This is a genomic window from Buttiauxella ferragutiae (assembly GCF_022637515.1).
Classification (GTDB): domain Bacteria; phylum Pseudomonadota; class Gammaproteobacteria; order Enterobacterales; family Enterobacteriaceae; genus Buttiauxella; species Buttiauxella ferragutiae.
In genome coordinates this window covers 1,447,333-1,466,978 of sequence record NZ_CP093332.1, presented here as the reverse complement: position 1 = coordinate 1,466,978, position 19,646 = coordinate 1,447,333, and the positions used below count along the sequence as shown (strand labels likewise).

Here is a 19,646-nt window from a genome sequence, read left to right as displayed (position 1 = left end):
TCATCTCAAGCTATCCCCAACCAATGGAGGATCTCCGTTCCGTGGCTATCAAATAAGAGTTTGGCACTCATCACCGCCGAGACAATCACTATCATCGGGCGGATCAGTTTTTGGCCTTTACTCAATACCAGACGCGATCCCATTCGCGCCCCTATAAATTGCCCGGCCATCATCACAAAACCGGTTCCCCAAATCACTTTCCCGCCAATGATAAACAGCAGTAAGCCACCGAGGTTAGACGCGGCGTTTAACACTTTGGCGTGAGCGGTAGCTTTGGCGAGGTTAAAGCCACATAACGTGACAAATGCCAGCGCGTAAAAAGAACCCGCACCAGGGCCAAAGAAACCGTCGTAGAACCCGACACACCCGCCAGCGACCAGCGCAAATGGCAGGCCGTATAAGCGACGCTGCCGGTCTTCGGCACCCAGTTTTGGCATCAATAAGAAGTACAGACCGATGCTAATGACCAGTATTGGCAGAATTTGGCGCAGCACGTCTGATTTTACATGCTGAACCAGTAACGCACCGGTCATTGAGCCGATCAACGTCATCAGAATATTGAGTTTCTGATCTTGCAGGCTGACCACTTTGCGGCGAATAAAATAGATCGAGGATGAAACTGAACCGCCGCAGGCCTGCAACTTGTTGGTCGCCAGAGCTTGAGCCGGTGACATTCCTGTCGCTAACAATGCGGGTATAGTAATCAAACCGCCCCCACCCGCCAGAGCATCGATAAACCCTGCACCCATGGCGACAAAAAACAGCACCGCCAGCATCAGGGGGGAAACCATAAACCATTCCATGATTTTATCCGTTAGAGAACGTGCTCATCCAGTAAGGCCTGACATGAGGCCGGAATTGGGGGTGGAGTTTTCTTTTTCGGTGCACTACTCCCAGGAGGCGGTGGTGCAAACCAGCTTTGCAATTCAGCCCCGCAACCGTCGCCTGGCGGCGGTAAGGGTTGATCTTCGCATTCAAGGCTATCAGCCGGGCAACGCAGACGCACGTGCATATGCGCACGATGAGCAAACCACGGGCGAACTTTGCGTAGCCAGTCACGATCGGCTCCGGCATCCAGACACAATTGTTGCTTAATCGCCGGATTGACGAAGATCCGCGTGACGTCGTTATCTTTCGCCGCAAGTTTGATCAGGCTGCTAATTTCAGGTTGCCACAAACGCGGTACCACATGCTGATTATCGCTGCCGACTAAATCCAGCGCCTGCGGTTTAAGTAACTGTGCAGACGTCCAGCGTGTTTTAGGTAACTGCAAAAAGATGTCTACATCCAGCCCGCTTTGGTGGCTGGCGTGGCCTGAGCTAAAACGCCCACCTGCCGCCATGCCCATATCACCAATCAACACCGTACCAAGACCAAGCTGTGTGGACTGATTACTCAGACGCTGAATAAACATCACTAAATCGGGGTGACCGAAATAGCGACGTTGATCCTGACGCATCACCTGATAGCGCGGATCGTTTAGCGGCAACTCGTGGGCACCAACGATACAGCCGTTAGAAAAAGCACCAATAGATTGCGCACTACCCGCAATCGGATGACTAATTTTCTGCCACGGAGTGGCTGCAAAAGTAGCGGTGCTGGCAAGTAACGCCAGCAGCCCGACGAGCATTTTTTTCATCGCATTACCAACGCGGAAGAGGGAACGTCACGTCGCCGTTTTGAGCACGTTGACGCAGCATATGATCCATCAAAACAATCGCTAACATGGCTTCGGCGATAGGAACAGCACGAATACCGACGCAAGGATCGTGGCGGCCACGGGTGACCATCTCAACTTCTTCGCCTTCGCGGTTAATCGTACGGCCCGGCACCATAATGCTTGAGGTCGGCTTCAGCGCCATATTGGCGATAATTTGCTGGCCACTGCTGATACCACCCAAAATGCCGCCAGCGTGGTTGCTCTGGAAACCTTGTTTAGTGATTTCGTCACGGTTCTGGCTACCGCGCAGATTGACTACGCCAAAGCCATCACCGATTTCGACACCTTTCACCGCGTTGATGCTCATCAGCGCATGGGCAATATCGGCATCTAAACGATCAAATACCGGTTCGCCAAGGCCTGGTGGCACGTTGTCCGCCACCACGGTGACTTTCGCACCAATGGAGTCGCCTTCTTTTTTCAGCGCGCGCATCAGTTCATCAAGCGTTTCAATTTTATCCGGATCCGGGCAGAAGAACGGGTTCTGCTCAACTTGATCCCAGTCTTTGATTTCCAGCGGCACGTCGCCCATTTGCGTCAGGCAGCCACGAATGGTAATGCCGTATTTGTGCGCCAGATATTTTTTAGCAATTGCACCAGCGGCTACACGCATCGCGGTTTCGCGGGCGGAAGAACGACCACCGCCGCGGTAATCGCGCAGGCCGTATTTTTGTTCGTAGGTGTAATCAGCGTGGCCCGGACGGAACACGTCTTTGATTGCGCTGTAATCTTGCGAACGCTGATCGGTGTTTTCAATCAACAGACCGATGCTGGTACCGGTGGTCATGCCTTCAAATACACCAGAAAGAATTTTGACCTGGTCAGGTTCACGACGTTGCGTGGTATAGCGGGACGTCCCTGGGCGGCGGCGATCGAGGTCGTGTTGTAAATCAGCTTCGGTAAGCGGAATGCCGGGCGGCACACCATCAACGATACAACCCAACGCCACACCGTGGGATTCACCAAATGTCGTTACGCGAAATACTTGTCCGATAGAATTTCCTGCCATTTGTCACGGCTCCTTACCGTTGTCATTTTCGTTGTGTTGTCAGCAAAAGAAGACGGGCCAAAAGGCCCGCCTGCACAGATTAATCTTTGTAAATGCTGAAATGTTCACGCGCGTCAATCAACTGCGATTTAGTCAGCATAAACACGCCGTCACCGCCGTTGTCGAACTCAAGCCAGGTGAACGGCACATCCGGATACTGATCCATCAGATGTACCATGCTGTTCCCGACTTCACAGATCAGGATGCCGCCATCAGCGAGGTAGTCCGGGGCACACGCCAGAATACGACGCGCCAGTTTCAGGCCGTCCGTCCCCGCAGCTAAACCTAATTCCGGCTCGAAGCGGAATTCGCCTGGTAGGTCAGACATATCTTCCGCATCCACATACGGCGGGTTAGTGACGATAATGTCGTACTGAACTTTCGGCAGGTCGCGGAACAGGTCGGAACGAATCGGTGTTACCTGGTTTTCCAGACCGTGTTCAGCGATGTTTTGCTCGGCAACTGCCAGCGCATCCAAAGAAATATCGACCGCATCCACTTCCGCATTCTGGAATTCATAAGCACAAGCGATGGCGATACAGCCACTGCCGGTGCACATATCCAGAATATGGTGTGGTTCCTGGTCGAAAAGACCGGCGAAACGGTTGGTGATAAGCTCGCCAATCGGGGAACGTGGCACCAGCACACGCTCATCAACATAAAACTCATGGCCGCAGAACCAGGCTTTGTTAGTCAGATAAGCGACCGGAATGCGCTCGTTTACGCGGCGAATCACGCGCTCAACAATACGATGACGCTCGCTAGGAGTCAGGCGTGCTGTACGCATATCTTCTGGAATATCCAGCGGCAGATAGAGGCTTGGCAGCACTAGCTGAACGGCTTCGTCCCACGGGTTATCGGTACCGTGACCATACCAGACGTTGGCGGCGCTAAAACGACTTACTGCCCAGCGCAGCATATCCTGAATGGTGTGCAGCTCATTCACTGCCTCATCGACGAAAATTTTATCCACGTTGCCCTCCGCAGGCCGTTCGCGCTAATTCAATAATCGATTAGTTTGCCATGAAGACCGCGACAAATCAGCATATCAATTACGCTCACCGTCGGGAAAATTGCGTTTTATTTAGTGATGGACGGCAAACCAGGTAAACTAGCGGCAATAACGAATGCGAGATGAGCCAGATGAAAAAGAAAACTCCGCTCAGCGTTGATGATCAGAACCTTTTCCGTGGTTTGATGAGCGGTACCAAAAAACTGACTCAGGACACGATTGTTCATCGTCCAATGCGCAAGAAAATACAGCAAGTCCCGGTGAAACGGCTATTACAGGAACAAGCCGATGCCAGTCATTATTTTTCTGATGAATTCCAGCCACGCCTGGCGACAGAAGGCCCTACGCGCTATGTGCGCGAAGATGTCAGCCACTTTGAGCTGAAAAAAATTCGTCGTGGTGATTATTCGCCAGAGTTATTCCTCGACTTACATGGCCTGACGCAGTTACAAGCCAAACAAGAATTAGGTGCGTTAATCGCCGCTTGTCGTCGTGAACACGTATTTTGTGCCTGTGTGATGCACGGGCATGGAAAACATGTATTGAAACAGCAAACACCGCTGTGGCTGGCGCAACACCCGCACATTATGGCATTTCACCAGGCGCCGAAAGAGTATGGCGGTGATGCCGCATTGCTGGTGTTGATTGAAATCGAAGAGTGGATGCCGCCGGAATTGCCTTAAGATTTTATGTCGGATGACGCTGCGCTTATCCGACCTACGATTTTGATTTTGTAGGGTGGATAAGCGCAGCGTCATCCACCAAACTTATCGTATGATCGCACAAATAAGAAGAGCCGCATTTCGCGGCTCTTTTTTTCATGCTTACGGCTTTCAGATAGCTTTAGCGACCTTGAGATTGCACGGACTCATCTGCCAGTTGAACACCCCTTTCCCGGTTTCGGGATCAAGTGTGACATTAGCAATAGCCGAAGTGCTGAACATCGGAGGTGTCTCTTGTGGACAGAGCTCAGACACCAGGTAGCCGACCAACGGCAAATGGGAAATCACCAACGCTGATTCAACCCCTTCATTTGCCAGAGCTTGCAGGTAATCACCCACCAGGCCCACATCGCCGCACGGTGTCAATTCCGGCAGAATGTCTTCTTTACCTGGAAGACTCAGTGCTTCCCGCACTACATCCAGGGTTTGTTCGGCTCGCAGGTAAGGGCTCACCAGAACACGTTCGATATCCGCTACTTGACCTTTCAACCAAGTCGCCATGACTCGGGATTCATCACAACCACACTGGGTGAGTGGACGTACCGAGTCGCTGGCGGCATCGAGTGCTGCGTCGCCGTGACGCATGATAAAAACTTGCATATTGCACCGCTTTTGTTAACCAGGAATGCTTGAATTCCCCTGAAACTTGAGAGGAGAATTCAGCAGCCGGGCATTGTGCCTTATCCGTACATCGAATGAAACGCTGTTTTTTACCTCAATGGTGCAAGTATAGTCAATCACTGTTTATTAAATGACCGACCAGCATCCATTCACCGAGCCATATGTTTATGTTTCTTTGACTACAGTTTCATTTCTGAGGTTCACTTTCCCCAGAAATTTCGTTGTTCTTCCACCATTTGTAAAAGTCGGTCGCAAGGAGCAAAACGCTCCCCGTACTGACTAGCCAGGCGTTGCAACTGCGCGACGACTTCACCCGCTCCCAGTGTATCCATATAACGGAACGGGCCACCGAGGAACGGTGGGAAACCAATACCAAATACGCCGCCGATGTCACCATCGCGAGCACTGCGAACCACGCCCTCATCGAGACAGCGAGCCGCCTCATTGAGCATCATCATCACGCAGCGTTGTGCGATCTCTTTTTCAGCCAGCGCGCCTTTTGGCGAAACGCCCAGCAGGGTATAAATTGCAGCATCAACCTGCTTTTTGCTTCTACTCCCTTTCCCTGGATAAAGATAGAAACCACGCCCATTTTTTCTACCTTTGCGATCGTCATTCAATATTGCTGCAATACTTTGTGGTGCGGCAAAACGATCGCCATAAGCATGCTGAAGTATAGGACTAATTTTAGTCCCTACATCGATTCCCACCTCATCCAAAAGTTGGATTGGGCCGACCGGAAAACCAAACGCCACCAGCGCATTATCAATTTTATCGACAGGCTCCCCTTCCACCAGGCAACGCATCGCTTCATTAACGTAAGGCGCCAAAATACGGTTGACGTAGAAGCCTGCGCTATCGCCCACCACAATCGGTGTTTTGCCCTGTTTTTTAGCCAATGCAACGGTTGTGGAAATGGTTTCCGCACTGGTTCCAGCGTGTGGGATAACTTCAACCAATGGCATTTTATCTACCGGACTAAAGTAATGCAGACCGATGACAAGTTCAGGGTGTGCGGCGTTTGCCGCAATATCGGCGATCGGCAGCGAGGAAGTATTAGAAGCAAAAATAGTATGCGGTGCGGAGTTTTGTTCGATTTCCGCAACCATCTTTTGCTTAAGCGCCAGATCTTCATAAACGGCTTCCACAACGATGTCACGGTTATGGAAACCATGATAATCAGTACCGCCGGAGATCCGCGCCATTTCACGCTGGCGCTCCGCCGCTTTCAGATGGCGACGACGCACTTTTTTATCCAGCAAATCCCAACTGTATTTCAGCGCATGGTTAATGCCGTCGTTATTAATGTCTTTGATGCGCACCGGTAATTTGCCTTTGGTGGCAGTGACAAAGGCAATCCCGCCGCCCATCAAGCCACCGCCCAACACGCCAACCGCATTTATCGGCCGTGGAGGTGCATCAGCACCGTGCTCTTTTTTAAGCTCTGTGCTGGCAAAAAACAACCCGCGTAATGCCGCTGATTGTGGCGTCATCGCCAGTTCGCCAAAGGCTTTCGCCTCCGACTCATAACCACTAAAACTGCCCTGCCCAAGCCCGATTTTTATCACTTCGATAATGCGCAACGTGGCAGGATAATTACCGCGCGTTTTTTGCTCGGTTTTTTTCTCCACCATGCTAAACAACAGTGAACGGCCAAGCGGGCCTGCAAGAATACGTTCTCTAACCGGCAAAATGCGCGATGGCTGGCGGCCTTTTGCCACCAGTTCAACTGCCGCCTTCAGCAAAATCGACTGCGGCACCACTTCATCGACCAGCCCCAGTTTCAGCGCCTGACGCGGGCGCAATTGTTTCCCGGTCAGGATCATGTCCAGCGCATGGCTGACGCCAATCAAACGCGGCAAACGCTGTGTGCCACCAGAACCCGGCAACAGACCCAACTGCACTTCAGGTAAGCCGAGTTTAGTTTTTTCATCATCGGTGCAGATACGCGAATGACAGGCCAGCGCCAGTTCCAGCCCGCCGCCGAGACACGCGCCATGAATAGCCGCAACCACCGGAATCGGAAGCGCTGCAATTTCCGCCATGATTTGCTGGCCCTGCTGCGCCAGCGTTTGGGCTTCAAGCGCAGTCTGGCAACTGGCAATCATGTTGATGTCAGCACCGGCAATAAAGTTATCAGGCTTTCCTGAGATAAATATCAAGCCTTGCAGGGCCGTGTTATCGCGAACCTGTTTAATAATGTTGTGCACGTCAGGCCCGAAAGAGGCTTTCAGGGTATTCATCTTTTCGCCCGGCACATCAATTGTCACAACGGCGATATTGTCGAGGCGGACATGCAAGTTGAAAGCAGAAGTCTGTTCCATTATTCGACCTCCAGAACCATTGCAGCACCCAGGCCACCTGCCGCGCAGGCGGTAACCAAACCAAATCCACCGCCACGGCGCCGCAGTTCATGCAGCGTTTGCGTGATCATGCGCGCCCCCGTTGCAGCAAACGGGTGTCCGTAAGCAATCGAGCCGCCTAAAACGTTAAATTTAGAGTCGTCCACTTCGCCGGTCGCATGAGCGCGGCCTAATACATCGCGAGCAAAACGCTCGCTGGCGAGCATTTTCAGGTTAGCCAGCGTCTGTGCAGCAAAGGCTTCGTGCATATCGAATAAGGTCAGATCATTCAATGTGATGCCTGCTCTTTCAAGCGCCAGCGGTGTTGCCCATGCGGGGCCGAGCAGCATGTCCTGCCAGACATCAACCGCAGTGAAAGCGTAACTGCGCAAATAGCCCAGCGGCTTCAAACCCAATTCTTTGGCGCGTGATTCGGTCATCAGAATAACCGCTGCCGCCCCGTCGGTTAACGGAGTGCTGTTTGCCGCAGTCACCGTACCGTGTTTGCGGTCAAACGCCGGACGCAGTTTCGCATAATCGGCAATCGACGAATTTTGGCGAACGTTATTATCTTCGCTGAAAGGCTGGCGATAAGGCGGGATAAAGGCAGTCATGACCTCTTCGCTCAGTTTGCCTTCTTGCCATGCAATCGCTGCTTTGGTGTGGGAGCGATGCGCCAGCGCATCTTGTTGTTCACGAGTAATTCCATGAGTTTTCGCCATTTGCTCGGCGGTGTCGCCCATCCGTAAACCGGTTGAGTATTCCGCAACGGCTGGTGGAACAGGTAATAAATCGCGCGGGCGCAAACGTGAAAACAGTTTCAGCTTCTGCCCCAGCGTGCGCGCTTTATTGGCATCCACCAGTACGCGCCCCAGTTTTTTACTGACGCCAATGGGCAAAACGGATGATGAATCAGCACCACCGGCAATCCCCGCGCGAATGGTGCCTGCCATCAGACTTTCGGCGACGTTCGCCACCGCCTGGAAGCTGGTCGCACAAGCACGGCTGACGCTGTAGGCATCGGTATGCACGCTCATTCCTGTCCCCAGGACAATCTCACGGGCAATGTTTGGCGCTTCCGGCATCTGGACAACCTGGCCGAAAACCAATTGTTCAATGATTTCTGGGGGAATTTCGCTGCGGGCCAACAATTCGCTGACCACCATGTTGCCGAGATCGACGGCAGGTATACCGTGAAATGCCGTAGCCTGGCGAGCAAACGGTGTGCGTAACCCACTGACGATGGCAATGCGGTCGCCCTGACGGGTGACCAGCGGAAGTGCCTGACTCATAACGCTCCCCTGTTTTTCCCTTTGTCTATGAAACAACAGCCGTATTGCTGTAACTGCATATTTCCAGGAATAAAATTGTAAATGACCAATAGTGGTCTGACCTGATCACAGTTTTAACCAAAAAGTTACAATCAGCCAACCGGTGGACTAAAGAATTGGGAGGGGGGACACGCTTTAAAGAAGGATATTAAAGTGAAAGAAGGTGGATGACGCTTTCGCTTATCCACCCACGATTGGCACTTGTAGGTCGGATAAGCTTGCGCCATCCGACATTTTTACATTTAACGCAGGCCGAGCTGGAAGATCATAGTTTCAGCCTGGCAGCTGAAAGTGAAGTCGATATCCAGACGTACGCCATCAGCTTCTTCGGTATAACGCGGAACAATCTGGCAAGGTTCAGATTCTGCGGCACGTGCTTTTTCGGTCAGCGCAGCCAGAGTTTCTTCAGCTTCAGCACGGGTTGCAAACACGCGGCTGTATGTTGCTGTGCAATCGGTGTTATCGATGATGGAACCAACATCAATACAGCAGCAAACCGGGGTTTCATCAGCAGTGTTCTTACTCATTTTATGATTTCCTCTGTATTTCGCATTGAATAGGATTAAACAATTCCTGCTTATTTTACGCTCCCTGTTGAAGCGACTCCAGTCGTTAATCTTGTCAAAATCCGCAAGTGACCCAAATCACACTTAAAAATGATCTAAAACAAGATTCACCTATTTTGCGTAGTGACGAAGAACCCGATTTTGCCAGGCAGATCTCGTTTCTACGATCAAATTTGAAAATTCTTAGATACAAACTTGCAACATTCCATCTGGTCAGACCTATACTCTCGCCACTGGTCTGATTTCTCTGTAACAGATCAGCCCCTACTATTCGCGCTCCTGTTACGGTATGTAACATTGTTTGTATAAAAATAAATCTACGATGAGGTTTTGGTCATGAGCCAGAAAAACCTGTTTACAAAGTCAGCCCTCGCGGTTGCAGTGGCAATAGTCTCTTCGCAGGCGTACTCGGCCGGCTTTCAATTAAACGAGTTCTCTTCCTCTGGCCTGGGCCGAGCTTATTCGGGGGAAGGTGCAGTTGCAGATAATGCGGGCTCTGCCAGCCGTAACCCTGCAACAATTATGATGTTTGACCGCCCTTCTTTCTCTGGCGGTGCCGTCTTTATTGATCCCGACGTCAATATTTCCGGAACCTCACCAACAGGCCGCAGCACCGATGCGAATAACATCGCACCGACCGCCTGGGTGCCAAACATCCACTTCGTTGCACCGATTAACGAACAGTTTGGTTGGGGTGCTTCTGTTACCTCTAACTACGGTTTGGCGACAGAATTTGCCGACGATTACACCGCAGGTTCGATGGGTGGTAAGACCGATCTGACCACGATGAACCTGAATCTGAGCGGCGCATACCGCCTGAACAGCAACTGGAGCTTCGGTCTTGGCTTTGATGCGGTTTACGCTAAAGCTAAAATCGAGCGCTACGCAGGTGATTTAGGCCAAATCGTTGCCGGTTCTGGCGCATTGCCTCCGTCACTGGCAGGCCCGGTTTCCCGTATTCCTGGCGATACTCAAATCGCGCACCTGAAAGGTGACGAGTGGGGTTATGGCTGGAACGCCGGTATTCTTTATGAAATCGATAAGAACAACCGTTACGGCTTAACGTATCGCTCAGAAATCAAAATCGATTTCGACGGCGACTATAAGAGCAACCTGCCTTCTGCGTATAACCCACTGCTGTCCAGATTTGGCTTGCCTGCTGGTACCAACGGGCAAACCGTTCCAGGTTCTCTGACGCTGAACCTGCCAGAAATGTGGGAACTGTCCGGTTATAACAAAGTTGATCCACAGTGGGCGATTCACTACAGCATCGCTTACACCAGCTGGAGCCAGTTCCAGGAGCTGAAAGCCACTGGCACCAACGGCCAGACTTTGTTCTATAAAGATGAAAGCTTTAAAGATGCGTACCGTATTGCTTTAGGTACCACCTACTTTATGGATAAGAACTGGACCTTCCGTACCGGTATTGCATTTGACGATAGCCCAGTTCCGGCAGACCATCGTTCAATCTCTATCCCGGATCAGGACCGCTTCTGGATCAGTGCGGGTACCACCTACGCATTTAACGAAGATGCGTCTGTCGATGTCGGTGTTTCCTACATGCACGGCCAGAACGTTGAGATCAAAGAAGGTCCATACACCTTCCAGTCTGCAGGTAAAGCCTGGCTGTACGGCATGAACTTTAACTACGCATTCTAATAGTTAACGGTGAAAAAAAAGGCGAAACCTCAGTTTCGCCTTTTTTATGTCTCTGACCCGTCCTAAATAGCGTTGACACATTTAACTCGCAGGCAGAGGAAAATGTGATGAACCAATATGTTAAACGCACACAACGCGATTACCCTCTATCCTTTAAACTGGCCGTTGTCGAACAGGTCGAAAAAGGGGAAATGACTTACCGTCAGGCGCAAGACCGCTACGGTATTCAGGGTAGCCACACCGTCATGACGTGGTTGCGCAGATACGGTCAACTCGACTGGCACTCCCCCTCTCTCGCAAGAAAGTGCGGAGCTACTATGCCCAAAATACCTCTTACTCCCGAACAACGGATCAAAGAACTCGAGCAGCAACTGGCTGAATCAGAAATAAAAGCCCAGTTTTTTGAAGCTGTCGTGAAGGTAATGAATACCGAGTTCGGAGCCACACTGACAAAAAAGCAGTTGGCCACCTTATCACGCAAGCACAAACGCCGGGACTCACAGTAATGCGTGCTTGCCGGTTCATGGGGATCAGCCGACAGGCATGGTATCAATCCCTGCAACGTGAGCGCGGAAGAGAAAGACAGGCGCAGCATATCGTTGAACAGGTGACGACCATCCGGCTACACCAGCCCCGGCTGGGGACACGTAAACTGCATTATTTATTGCGACAGCAACCAGAGCCGGCACTCCATGTCGGTCGGGATCGTTTGTTCCAGATACTGCGTGGCGCACGATTACTGGTAATACCGAAACGGGCGTATCACAAAACGACTCAAAGCCATCATCGCTTTTATCGTCATCCTAACTTATTGAAGGCGGGAGAAAATCAGGTTGTTGCCAGCCGCCCGGAGCAGGTGTGGGTCGCGGATATCACGTACATTCCCCTGCGTAAGGGAACGGCGTACCTCAGTCTGATAACAGACGTCTGGTCGAGAAAAATCGTGGGATATCATGTGCATGAAAGTCTGCATACCCATCATGTGGCTAAGGCGTTCAGAATGGCGCTGGTCAGCAGGCGTACAGCACATCCACTGGTGCATCACTCAGATCGGGGTGTGCAGTACTGTTCAACAGAATATCAGGCACTACACCAACGCCATGGGGTCATCTGCTCGATGACAGACGGGTATGACTGTTATCAGAATGCGCTGGCGGAACGGGTAAACGGGATATTAAAAATGGAATATCTGCTCGGGAAGCCAGAAGATATCGGACAGGCAAGAAAGATGGTCAGGGAGTCGGTGGAAATCTACAACACGCGGCGGCCACATCTGTCGCTAAAATACAAAACGCCCGATGAAGTTCATCGGGCGTTGTAAGGCCGAAAAGTGTCAACCTATAGCAGGACTAGTCACTCTCATTCCAGAAGGTTACTGAGAGTCGATATCTTTTAGATCATCCTGAATAGCTGATGCGTTCGGATTCTCTTGTGGCGTGAGTTTCCCGCCGTTGGCCTGGAAATCATGGCGCTGGAAGTAGGCTTCACGCACCAAAATATAGGGGTCTGAAGATTGCTTCAGCAAGCCTTCGGAATCCAACAATTGCGCACGAGTTTCGATACCTTCAAGCGTCCATTTACCCAGTGACATCCACCAGGTCAGCCAGGACAGTGGCGCATACAAATCATCGACCAACTCACCGCCATCTTCACGGAGCGTGAAGCTACCGTATGCCGGTAAATGCACATATGGGCCATAACCCACGCCATAATGCCCAAGCGTAGTACCGAAACGGTTCGGCTCAAGACGTTGTAACTTCGGATTCGCCATCCCCGCAACATCGATTAAACCACCCATCCCCAACAAGCTGTTCAGGAAGAAACGAGTGAAATGCACCATCCCCTGATACGGGTCGCCCTGGATAAAGTTGTTCACCATAGAGGCAGGTTCTTCGAGGTTACTGGTGAAGTTACTTATCCCATTACGTGCCGGTTGCGGCATATAATCACGCCATACCACAGCCACCGGGCGCACCACATACGGGTCCAACACATTAAAGTTGAAGTCGTACATCGTGCGGTTGAACCCTTCTAGCGGGTCCGAACGCCCTTGCGGTTGTGTATCGCCCGAGCTGGCACAGCCGACCAAAACAGTCACAGCCAATGCCAGCCCAGTGAGGCGGAAATTCATAATTCTCTCCCTGTTATTGCTGTTCTACGCTCTCAGGTTTGGTGCCGCCCCCGCCAGCAAGCGCTGCGGTCGCCTGCTCAATACTTCTTTGCACCACAGCGCGACGCGAGTCATTTGCTGGCAGAACTCGCAACATGATTTGCCATGCACCTATTGCCTCAGAGTAATGTTGCTGCTCAAAAGCGTTAAACGCCAACAAGCTTAGAACGCGAACATTTGTATGATCCGATTTGAGCAACTCTCGCAACAGATCACCACCCAGTTGGTTATCCTGCGGGTCGCCGCTACGGGTCAATACTTCAGCATAGCCCAGCTTTACATTATCGTTAGTGGGCGACAGTTTATACGCATGAGCAAAGGCTTGTGTAGCGGTTGATGCATTATTAAGAACCATACCAATACGTCCGAGCATCATCCAGCCCTCAATATTGTTAGGTTCATGCTGTAATTGCGTGCGTAATCCAAGACCGAGATTGGCCATTTCCGGCATATTCAGCGGCCTGGCTTGCGGGTCTAAAGCACGTTGCAATAGTTGAGGTGTCTGATTTGAGACTTTTTGCCAGGCTCGAACCTGCTTTATATCCGACGTTTTCAGATAAACGCCCGAACTCACGACCAGCAAAATCACCGCTCCCGGTGCAAAAAACCAAAAATGGGCTTTTTTACTGACGGTAGGCAGCGCTGCTTTTTCAGGCTCGTCACTAAAATGCACCCGCCGCTTGCGGCTGCGCCTCACAATCACACCCGCACCGCCCAGCACAAACAACACCGGAAGTACCCATAAAATCAGCGTTGCGGGCGTCATTGGCGGTTCGTAAGTCACGAAATTACCGTAACGTTCCACCATATAGTCGATGATCTGCTGCTTGGTTTTCCCCTGCTGTTGCAGTTCATAAACTTTCAAACGCATGTCTGAAGCGATCATGGCGTTAGAATCGGCAATGCTATTGTTCTGGCATTTCGGGCAGCGCAGTTGCTCTGTGAGCTGGCGGAACTGCTGTTCTTGCGCTTCGTCTTTAAACTGGAAAGTATCGATCGCCGCCAGAACATTAAAGGAGAACAGGAATGCGATGAGAATTAGCCAACCGCGTTTCATGCGCCAGCCTCCTTATTGTATTTTTCCCACAGCGGTTTCAGCTCCTGTTGCCAGACGCGATCGTTAAGATCACCGGCATGGCGATAACGGATGATCCCTTTGCCGTCGATCAGGAAGGTTTCCGGCGCGCCATAAACGCCCAGATCTAACCCCAGCATCCCGTTGCCATCAAACAGGCTCAGCGCGTAAGGATTACCTAATTCATTCAGCCAGGTAATGGCTTTGCGGCGATCGTCTTTATAGTTCATGCCGACCACCCGCACGCCCTGCGCTTTCAGGCCGTTAAGGTATTGATGTTCGGCGCGGCAAGTTGGGCACCAGGTCGCCCAGACGTTAAGCAACAACGGTTTGCCATCAGTCAGCACAGACTGGTCGTAAATCTTGCCAGGATTTTCAAGCGATTCGAGACGAAACACCGGCACTGGCTTGCCAATCAACGCCGATTCCAGATTGGTTGGGTCATCGCCCTGCGCATTACGCGCCAGTTGCCACAGCAGCATCGCAGCCAGCAGTAAAAACAGTACCAGCGGGATAAATAAGACTTTGCGATTCATGCGGCCTCCGGCATGTTTTTGCGTTGGCGATAACGCGGGTCGAATAAGCAGAACAGCCCGCCGAGCGTCATCAAAATTCCGCCCATCCAAATCCAGCGCACGAAAGGTTTGTAATAGAGGCGAACCGCCCAACTGCCGTCATCCAGCTCTTCACCGAGCGCGGCGTACAGGTCACGCGTCACGCCGCCATCAATCGCCGCTTCGGTCATCATGGCGCGGTTGCTGTTGTAGAAACGCTTTTCAGCGTGCAGCGTGGCTTCAGGTTTGCCATTGCGTGTGACGTCGATAATCCCCACGCCGCCACGGTAATTTGGGCCGTTCAGTTCGTGAACATCGCGGAACACAAAGTGATACTGGTGGATGTCGATGCTGTCGCCGACTTTCATGCGCACATCGCGCTCGATGCTGTAATTCTGGCTAAACGCGATACCCACCACCGTCACCGCCAGCCCCAGATGGCCAAACACCATGCCCCAGTGGCTGCGTGGCAATTTCCATAAGCCTTTCAGCAAACCATGGCGATACGTAGCACGCTCGTAGACTTCGGTTAACGCCAGCACAAACACCCATACCGCCATCAGCAAACCGACCACAGTCATCGCTTCGATGCGGTCTTGCATTAGCCACGGCAAAGTTAACGCCAGCGCCACGGTCACCACCACGGCAACCACCAACCTGCGCACCAGCTTTTGTGGTTCATCACGACGCCAGCGCACTAGTGGGCCAATGCCGAGCAACAATGCAAACGGCGCCATCAGCGCGGTAAACATGGTGTTGAAGAACGGTTCACCGATAGAAATACTGCCCAGCCCCAGTTGCTTGTGCACCAAAGGCAGCAGCGTGCCCAGCAACACCACCAGCATGGCGGCGATCAACAGCACGTTATTGCCGAGTAAAAAGGATTCCCGCGACCACAGACTATTTCCGACGCGTGAACGGACTTTGCTGCCTTTCACCGCATACAGCAGCAGCGAGCCGCCAATCACAATCACCAGGAAAGCGAGGATAAACATGCCGCGTGCCGGATCGGATGCAAACGAATGTACCGAAACCAACACGCCCGAACGCACCAGGAAAGTGCCGAGTAAACACAGAGAGAACGCGGTAATCGCCAGCAACACCGTCCAGGCTTTGAAACTGCCACGTTTTTCCGTCACTGAAAGGGAGTGGATCAGCGCCGTTCCCGCCAGCCACGGCATAAACGATGCGTTCTCAACCGGGTCCCAGAACCACCAGCCGCCCCAGCCCAGCTCGTAATAAGCCCAGGCCGAACCTAACACAATGCCGATGGTTAAAAATGACCACGCCGCTAAAGTCCACGGGCGTGTCCAGCGCGCCCAGGCCGAATCGAGTTTCCCGGCCATCAGTGCGGCAATCGAAAATGCAAATGCCACCGAGAAACCGACATACCCCATATACAGTAAAGGCGGGTGGAAAATCAGCCCGATGTCTTGCAGCAGAGGATTCAGGTCGCGCCCTTCGATAGGGAAATCCGGTAGCGTGCGGGTAAATGGGTTAGAAGTGAAAATGATAAACAGCAGGAAGCCGAAATTAATCATCCCCATCACTGCCAACACCCGTGCGACAGCATCTTGCGGCATGCTGCGGCTAAACAACGCCACCGCAAACGTCCATCCGCTCAGCAGCAAAACCCACAGCAGCAGCGAACCTTCATGTGCGCCCCAGGTGGCGGCAACGCGATACCATACCGGCAACTCGCTGTTGGAGTTATTCGCCACATACAGCACGGTAAAATCGTTCACCACAAAGGCATTCACCAGCACCAGGAAACTGGCGCACAGCGTGATAAACAGCGCCCAGGCCAACGGACGCGAAGAGGCCATCAGGCGCGAGTCATTACGCTTTACGCCCCACAACGGATAAACACTGAGTAACAATGACCAGCCAAGTGCCAGACAAAGCAAAAAACTGCCAATTTCTGGCATCATGAGGCGTTATCCTTATAGGCCTGCGGGGCGCGTTGGTGGTTCTTATCCATCGCTTCTTTCACTTCCGGCGGGGTGTAATTTTCGTCATGCTTTGCCAGCACTTCTTTGGCGGCAATCTTATTACCAGCCTCAAACTCGCCTTGTGCGACCACACCCTGCCCCTCGCGGAACAAGTCTGGCAAAATGCCATCGAAACTGACGTCAACTACGCCGCTGGCATCGTAAAGTTTGAAGGTGACTTTTAGCGTATCTTTATCACGCTTCACACTGCCCGGTTGCACCATGCCGCCAACGCGCAAACGTTGCCCCACTTCAGGCAACTGATGGCTTTCACCTTTGCCATACAGGATTTCGCTCGGCGTATAAAACAGGTCGATATTGCTGCGCAGCGCATACAACACCAGCGTGATAGTGAGCCCTAACCCCACCAGCACAGACAGCGCCAGATAGAGTCGATTTTTGCGACGAGTATTCATTCAGTTCCCTCTGCATGTTGTGCCGCCTGTATGCGCCTTTCCCGCGCATGTTGGCGTCTGACCGCATTTAAAATGGCACGACGCTGCACACGAGTGTGTACCAGCAAAAGCAGCAACGGGATAAAGGTCAGCGCGACAGCTAGCCAGACGTAAAACGCGTAGCCGCCCATGGCAAAAAAATCACCCCAATTCAAAAATGCCCTGGTCATGAGTTTCTCCCTTTATTCGCCAGTTCCATCACCCACGGGCGGCGCTGCTCCTGAAGCAAAATAAGGTTACGCAAACGCATCAGCGTCAGCGTGGCAAACAGCATCAGAAAACCGAAAATGGTCAGGCGCAACGGAGTGCGCATTGAAGGGTCGATACTTTGCTGCATGTTAGTTGAACCTTGATGCAACGTGTTCCACCACTCCACCGAGTAGTGAATAATCGGCAAGTTCACCACGCCGACCAGTACCAGAATCCCTGCCGCGCGCCCGGCCAGGCGGCGGTCATCAAAGGCGTTATACAGCGCAATCACGCCAATATAGAGAAACAGCAACACCAGCTCGGATGTCAGCCGCGCGTCCCATACCCACCAGGTTCCCCACATCGGTTTACCCCATGCAGAACCGGTCACCAGCGCGATAAAGGTAAACACCGCGCCCACTGGCGCCATCGCCGCCACGGCAAGGTCAGACATTTTCATCTGCCAGACAAGGCCAATAAAAGCCGCCACCGCCATCGAGCCATAAATGCCCATCGACCAGATCGCCGCAGGTACGTGAAGATACATAATGCGATAGCTCTGGCCTTGTTGATAATCCGCAGGCGCAAATCCAAAACCCCAGACACAACCTGCCACTAACAGCACCGCGCTGAACATCGCAAACCACGGCACAAACAGCCCGCAAAGCTGGTAAAGGCGCTCGGGTTTAGCGAGCTGATGTAACCATTTCCACATAATTATTTGCTCACGAAATCAAAACAATGGTGGATGATGCTGCGCTTATCCACCCTACAAAATATTGATATGTTATGTTTCACGTAGGTCGGATAAGCGCAGCGTCATCCGACAAATCTATTGCACACTCACACGCAGCGCCGCCGCCGTAGCAAACGGGCTTAATGTCGCGCTGGCCGCCAAAAATGCACCAAGAATAGCCATATAACCGTCAACCGGCAGATGCATAGAGGCTGCGTCCATAGCGGCGGTCGCAAAAATTAACAGCGGAATAGTCAGCGGCAGCACCAGCAAACTCAGCAGCACACCGCTACGCCGCAACCCCACCGTCAGCCCCACGCCTGGGGCGCCCAAAAAACTCAACGTTGGCGTCCCCAACAACAGCGTCAACGCCATCACTTTCCAGGCGTAAAAATCCTGCCCGAGCAACAAAGCGGCAAGCGGCGAGAGGATCAGCAATGGCAAACCGGTCACCACCCAGTGAGCGGTCACTTTCGCTAACACCACCATCGGTAAAGGGATGGGTAGCAACATCAGTTGCTCAAGCGAACCGTCCTGAAAATCATCACGAAACAGCCTGTCCATCGCCAGCAACGACGCCAACAGCGCCGCAACCCAAATCACACCCGGCGCAATGCGCGCCAGTAATTGCGGCTCAGGGCCAATCCCCAGCGGAAACAGCGTGATAACGATCAGAAAAAACCACAACGGGTTGGCGATTTCTGCCCCTTTGCGGAACACCACTCGCAGTTCATGCAGAAAAATCCGGCGCATCATGCCCGTTTCTCCTGCAAATGAATCTGGCGCAGATTGTCGACCGCCAGCGGCTGATGCGTAGTAAGAATGACCATGCCGCCATTTTCGGTATGGCGCAGGAGCTGATGCGTGAGTTTTTCTACACCCGCGGCATCAATGGCGGTGAAAGGCTCATCCAGAATCCACAGTTTGTGTGCGCTTAACCACAAACGGGCCAACGCCACTCGCCGTTGTTGCCCGGCCGAAAGCTGGTGAACCGGGACATCTTCAAACCCCAGTAAACCCACTTCAGTAAGTGCTTGCCAACGTAGTGATTCCGCACCTTGCGCGTGATAAAAGCTGAGATTTTCAAAAGCGGTGAGAACCGTTTTGATACCGGGCTGATGCCCGAGCCACAGCAAATCCTGATGATAGTGTTCGCGCGCGCGGGATAACGTTTCCCCTTGCCACTTCACTTCGCCATCCTCAGCTTGTGCCAGCCCCGCCAAAATCCGCAACAGCGACGTTTTCCCGGCACCATTTTTCCCGGCGATTTGCACCATTTCACCTGGGCGTACGCTAAACGACAACTCGCTAAATAACACGCGGTCATCACGTACGCAGGTCAGGTTAATCGCATCAAGCATTTGAGGAGTCACTCCTTGTCTCGGGATGCAAAATCATAACACATCATAGGCTTTGCTCCAGATTGGCTCGCGCCGTTGCGGTACTCCAAAAGAG

19 protein-coding genes and 1 pseudogene are annotated in these 19,646 nt (G+C 52.3%); 3 read left to right on the top strand and 17 right to left on the bottom strand.

Features of this window, described 5'->3' with window-relative positions:
* Positions 1-5 precede the first annotated feature (5 nt).
* The 4 genes from MNO13_RS06680 to prmB all read right to left on the bottom strand — a co-directional run bounded on the left by MNO13_RS06680 (position 6) and on the right by prmB (position 3,741).
* Positions 6-803, bottom strand: coding sequence for a sulfite exporter TauE/SafE family protein (locus tag MNO13_RS06680; protein WP_121815168.1), 798 nt, complete (start codon positions 801-803; stop codon positions 6-8).
* 11 nt (positions 804-814) lie between these two features.
* A complete protein-coding gene (gene mepA, locus MNO13_RS06675; RefSeq protein ID WP_121815167.1) occupies positions 815-1,639 on the bottom strand; it encodes a penicillin-insensitive murein endopeptidase in 825 nt (274 codons plus the stop codon).
* A 4-nt stretch (positions 1,640-1,643) separates the two neighbouring features.
* The gene (aroC, locus tag MNO13_RS06670; RefSeq protein ID WP_064544718.1) at positions 1,644-2,729 is read right to left on the bottom strand and encodes a chorismate synthase; all 1,086 of its coding nucleotides are present in this window, start codon (positions 2,727-2,729) and stop codon (positions 1,644-1,646) included.
* A gap of 79 nt (positions 2,730-2,808) precedes the next feature.
* Complete coding sequence (prmB, locus tag MNO13_RS06665; RefSeq protein ID WP_064544717.1) at positions 2,809-3,741, bottom strand: 50S ribosomal protein L3 N(5)-glutamine methyltransferase; 933 nt, start codon at positions 3,739-3,741, stop codon at positions 2,809-2,811.
* Positions 3,742-3,911: 170 nt separating this feature from the next.
* Here prmB and smrB point away from each other — a divergent pair, with 170 nt between their 5' ends.
* Positions 3,912-4,463, top strand: a complete 552-nt coding sequence (smrB, locus tag MNO13_RS06660) for an endonuclease SmrB (RefSeq protein ID WP_121815757.1) — start codon at positions 3,912-3,914, stop codon at positions 4,461-4,463.
* A 150-nt stretch (positions 4,464-4,613) separates the two neighbouring features.
* Here the strand turns inward: smrB and sixA are convergent, their stop codons facing one another.
* The 4 genes from sixA to MNO13_RS06640 all read right to left on the bottom strand — a co-directional run bounded on the left by sixA (position 4,614) and on the right by MNO13_RS06640 (position 9,323).
* Positions 4,614-5,102 carry a phosphohistidine phosphatase SixA gene (gene sixA, locus MNO13_RS06655; RefSeq protein ID WP_064544715.1) on the bottom strand — a complete coding sequence of 163 codons (489 nt, stop codon included), beginning with the start codon at positions 5,100-5,102 and terminating at the stop codon, positions 4,614-4,616.
* Positions 5,103-5,323: 221 nt separating this feature from the next.
* On the bottom strand, positions 5,324-7,447 hold the full coding sequence (gene fadJ / locus MNO13_RS06650) for a fatty acid oxidation complex subunit alpha FadJ (protein WP_241939669.1): 2,124 nt from the start codon (positions 7,445-7,447) through the stop codon (positions 5,324-5,326).
* Positions 7,447-8,757, bottom strand: coding sequence for an acetyl-CoA C-acyltransferase FadI (gene fadI / locus MNO13_RS06645; protein ID WP_133521975.1), 1,311 nt, complete (start codon positions 8,755-8,757; stop codon positions 7,447-7,449). The genes fadJ and fadI overlap by 1 nt, the downstream gene beginning before the upstream one ends.
* A gap of 281 nt (positions 8,758-9,038) precedes the next feature.
* Positions 9,039-9,323 carry a YfcZ/YiiS family protein gene (locus MNO13_RS06640; protein WP_064544709.1) on the bottom strand — a complete coding sequence of 95 codons (285 nt, stop codon included), beginning with the start codon at positions 9,321-9,323 and terminating at the stop codon, positions 9,039-9,041.
* 375 nt (positions 9,324-9,698) lie between these two features.
* Here MNO13_RS06640 and fadL point away from each other — a divergent pair, with 375 nt between their 5' ends.
* Together fadL and MNO13_RS06630 are read left to right on the top strand one after the other, a co-directional pair.
* The gene (gene fadL / locus MNO13_RS06635; protein ID WP_064544706.1) at positions 9,699-11,021 is read left to right on the top strand and encodes a long-chain fatty acid transporter FadL; all 1,323 of its coding nucleotides are present in this window, start codon (positions 9,699-9,701) and stop codon (positions 11,019-11,021) included.
* Positions 11,022-11,128: 107 nt separating this feature from the next.
* Positions 11,129-12,365: pseudogene (locus tag MNO13_RS06630) on the top strand (IS3 family transposase).
* Positions 12,366-12,393: 28 nt separating this feature from the next.
* On the opposite strand, the gene mlaA reads toward MNO13_RS06630, so the two are convergent.
* The 9 genes from mlaA to ccmA form a co-directional block, all read right to left on the bottom strand.
* Positions 12,394-13,152 (bottom strand): phospholipid-binding lipoprotein MlaA, encoded by a 759-nt coding sequence (gene mlaA, locus MNO13_RS06625; RefSeq protein ID WP_064544704.1) that lies wholly within the window; start codon positions 13,150-13,152, stop codon positions 12,394-12,396.
* Between the two features lie 13 nt (positions 13,153-13,165).
* Entirely contained in the window at positions 13,166-14,248 is a 1,083-nt protein-coding gene (locus MNO13_RS06620) for a cytochrome c-type biogenesis protein CcmH (protein ID WP_064544703.1), read from the bottom strand.
* The gene (dsbE, locus tag MNO13_RS06615; RefSeq protein WP_064544701.1) at positions 14,245-14,802 is read right to left on the bottom strand and encodes a thiol:disulfide interchange protein DsbE; all 558 of its coding nucleotides are present in this window, start codon (positions 14,800-14,802) and stop codon (positions 14,245-14,247) included. Before dsbE ends, MNO13_RS06620 begins: the two co-directional genes overlap by 4 nt.
* Entirely contained in the window at positions 14,799-16,751 is a 1,953-nt protein-coding gene (locus MNO13_RS06610) for a heme lyase CcmF/NrfE family subunit (RefSeq protein WP_064544699.1), read from the bottom strand. Before MNO13_RS06610 ends, dsbE begins: the two co-directional genes overlap by 4 nt.
* A complete protein-coding gene (ccmE, locus tag MNO13_RS06605) occupies positions 16,748-17,227 on the bottom strand; it encodes a cytochrome c maturation protein CcmE (protein WP_064544697.1) in 480 nt (159 codons plus the stop codon). The genes MNO13_RS06610 and ccmE overlap by 4 nt, the downstream gene beginning before the upstream one ends.
* Positions 17,224-17,436, bottom strand: coding sequence for a heme exporter protein CcmD (gene ccmD, locus MNO13_RS06600; RefSeq protein ID WP_133521976.1), 213 nt, complete (start codon positions 17,434-17,436; stop codon positions 17,224-17,226). The genes ccmE and ccmD overlap by 4 nt, the downstream gene beginning before the upstream one ends.
* On the bottom strand, positions 17,433-18,170 hold the full coding sequence (locus MNO13_RS06595; protein ID WP_064544693.1) for a heme ABC transporter permease: 738 nt from the start codon (positions 18,168-18,170) through the stop codon (positions 17,433-17,435). Before MNO13_RS06595 ends, ccmD begins: the two co-directional genes overlap by 4 nt.
* A gap of 117 nt (positions 18,171-18,287) precedes the next feature.
* Complete coding sequence (gene ccmB, locus MNO13_RS06590; RefSeq protein WP_237931618.1) at positions 18,288-18,947, bottom strand: heme exporter protein CcmB; 660 nt, start codon at positions 18,945-18,947, stop codon at positions 18,288-18,290.
* Positions 18,944-19,552 carry a cytochrome c biogenesis heme-transporting ATPase CcmA gene (gene ccmA / locus MNO13_RS06585; protein WP_237931616.1) on the bottom strand — a complete coding sequence of 203 codons (609 nt, stop codon included), beginning with the start codon at positions 19,550-19,552 and terminating at the stop codon, positions 18,944-18,946. Before ccmA ends, ccmB begins: the two co-directional genes overlap by 4 nt.
* Between the last annotated feature and the right edge of the window lie 94 nt (positions 19,553-19,646).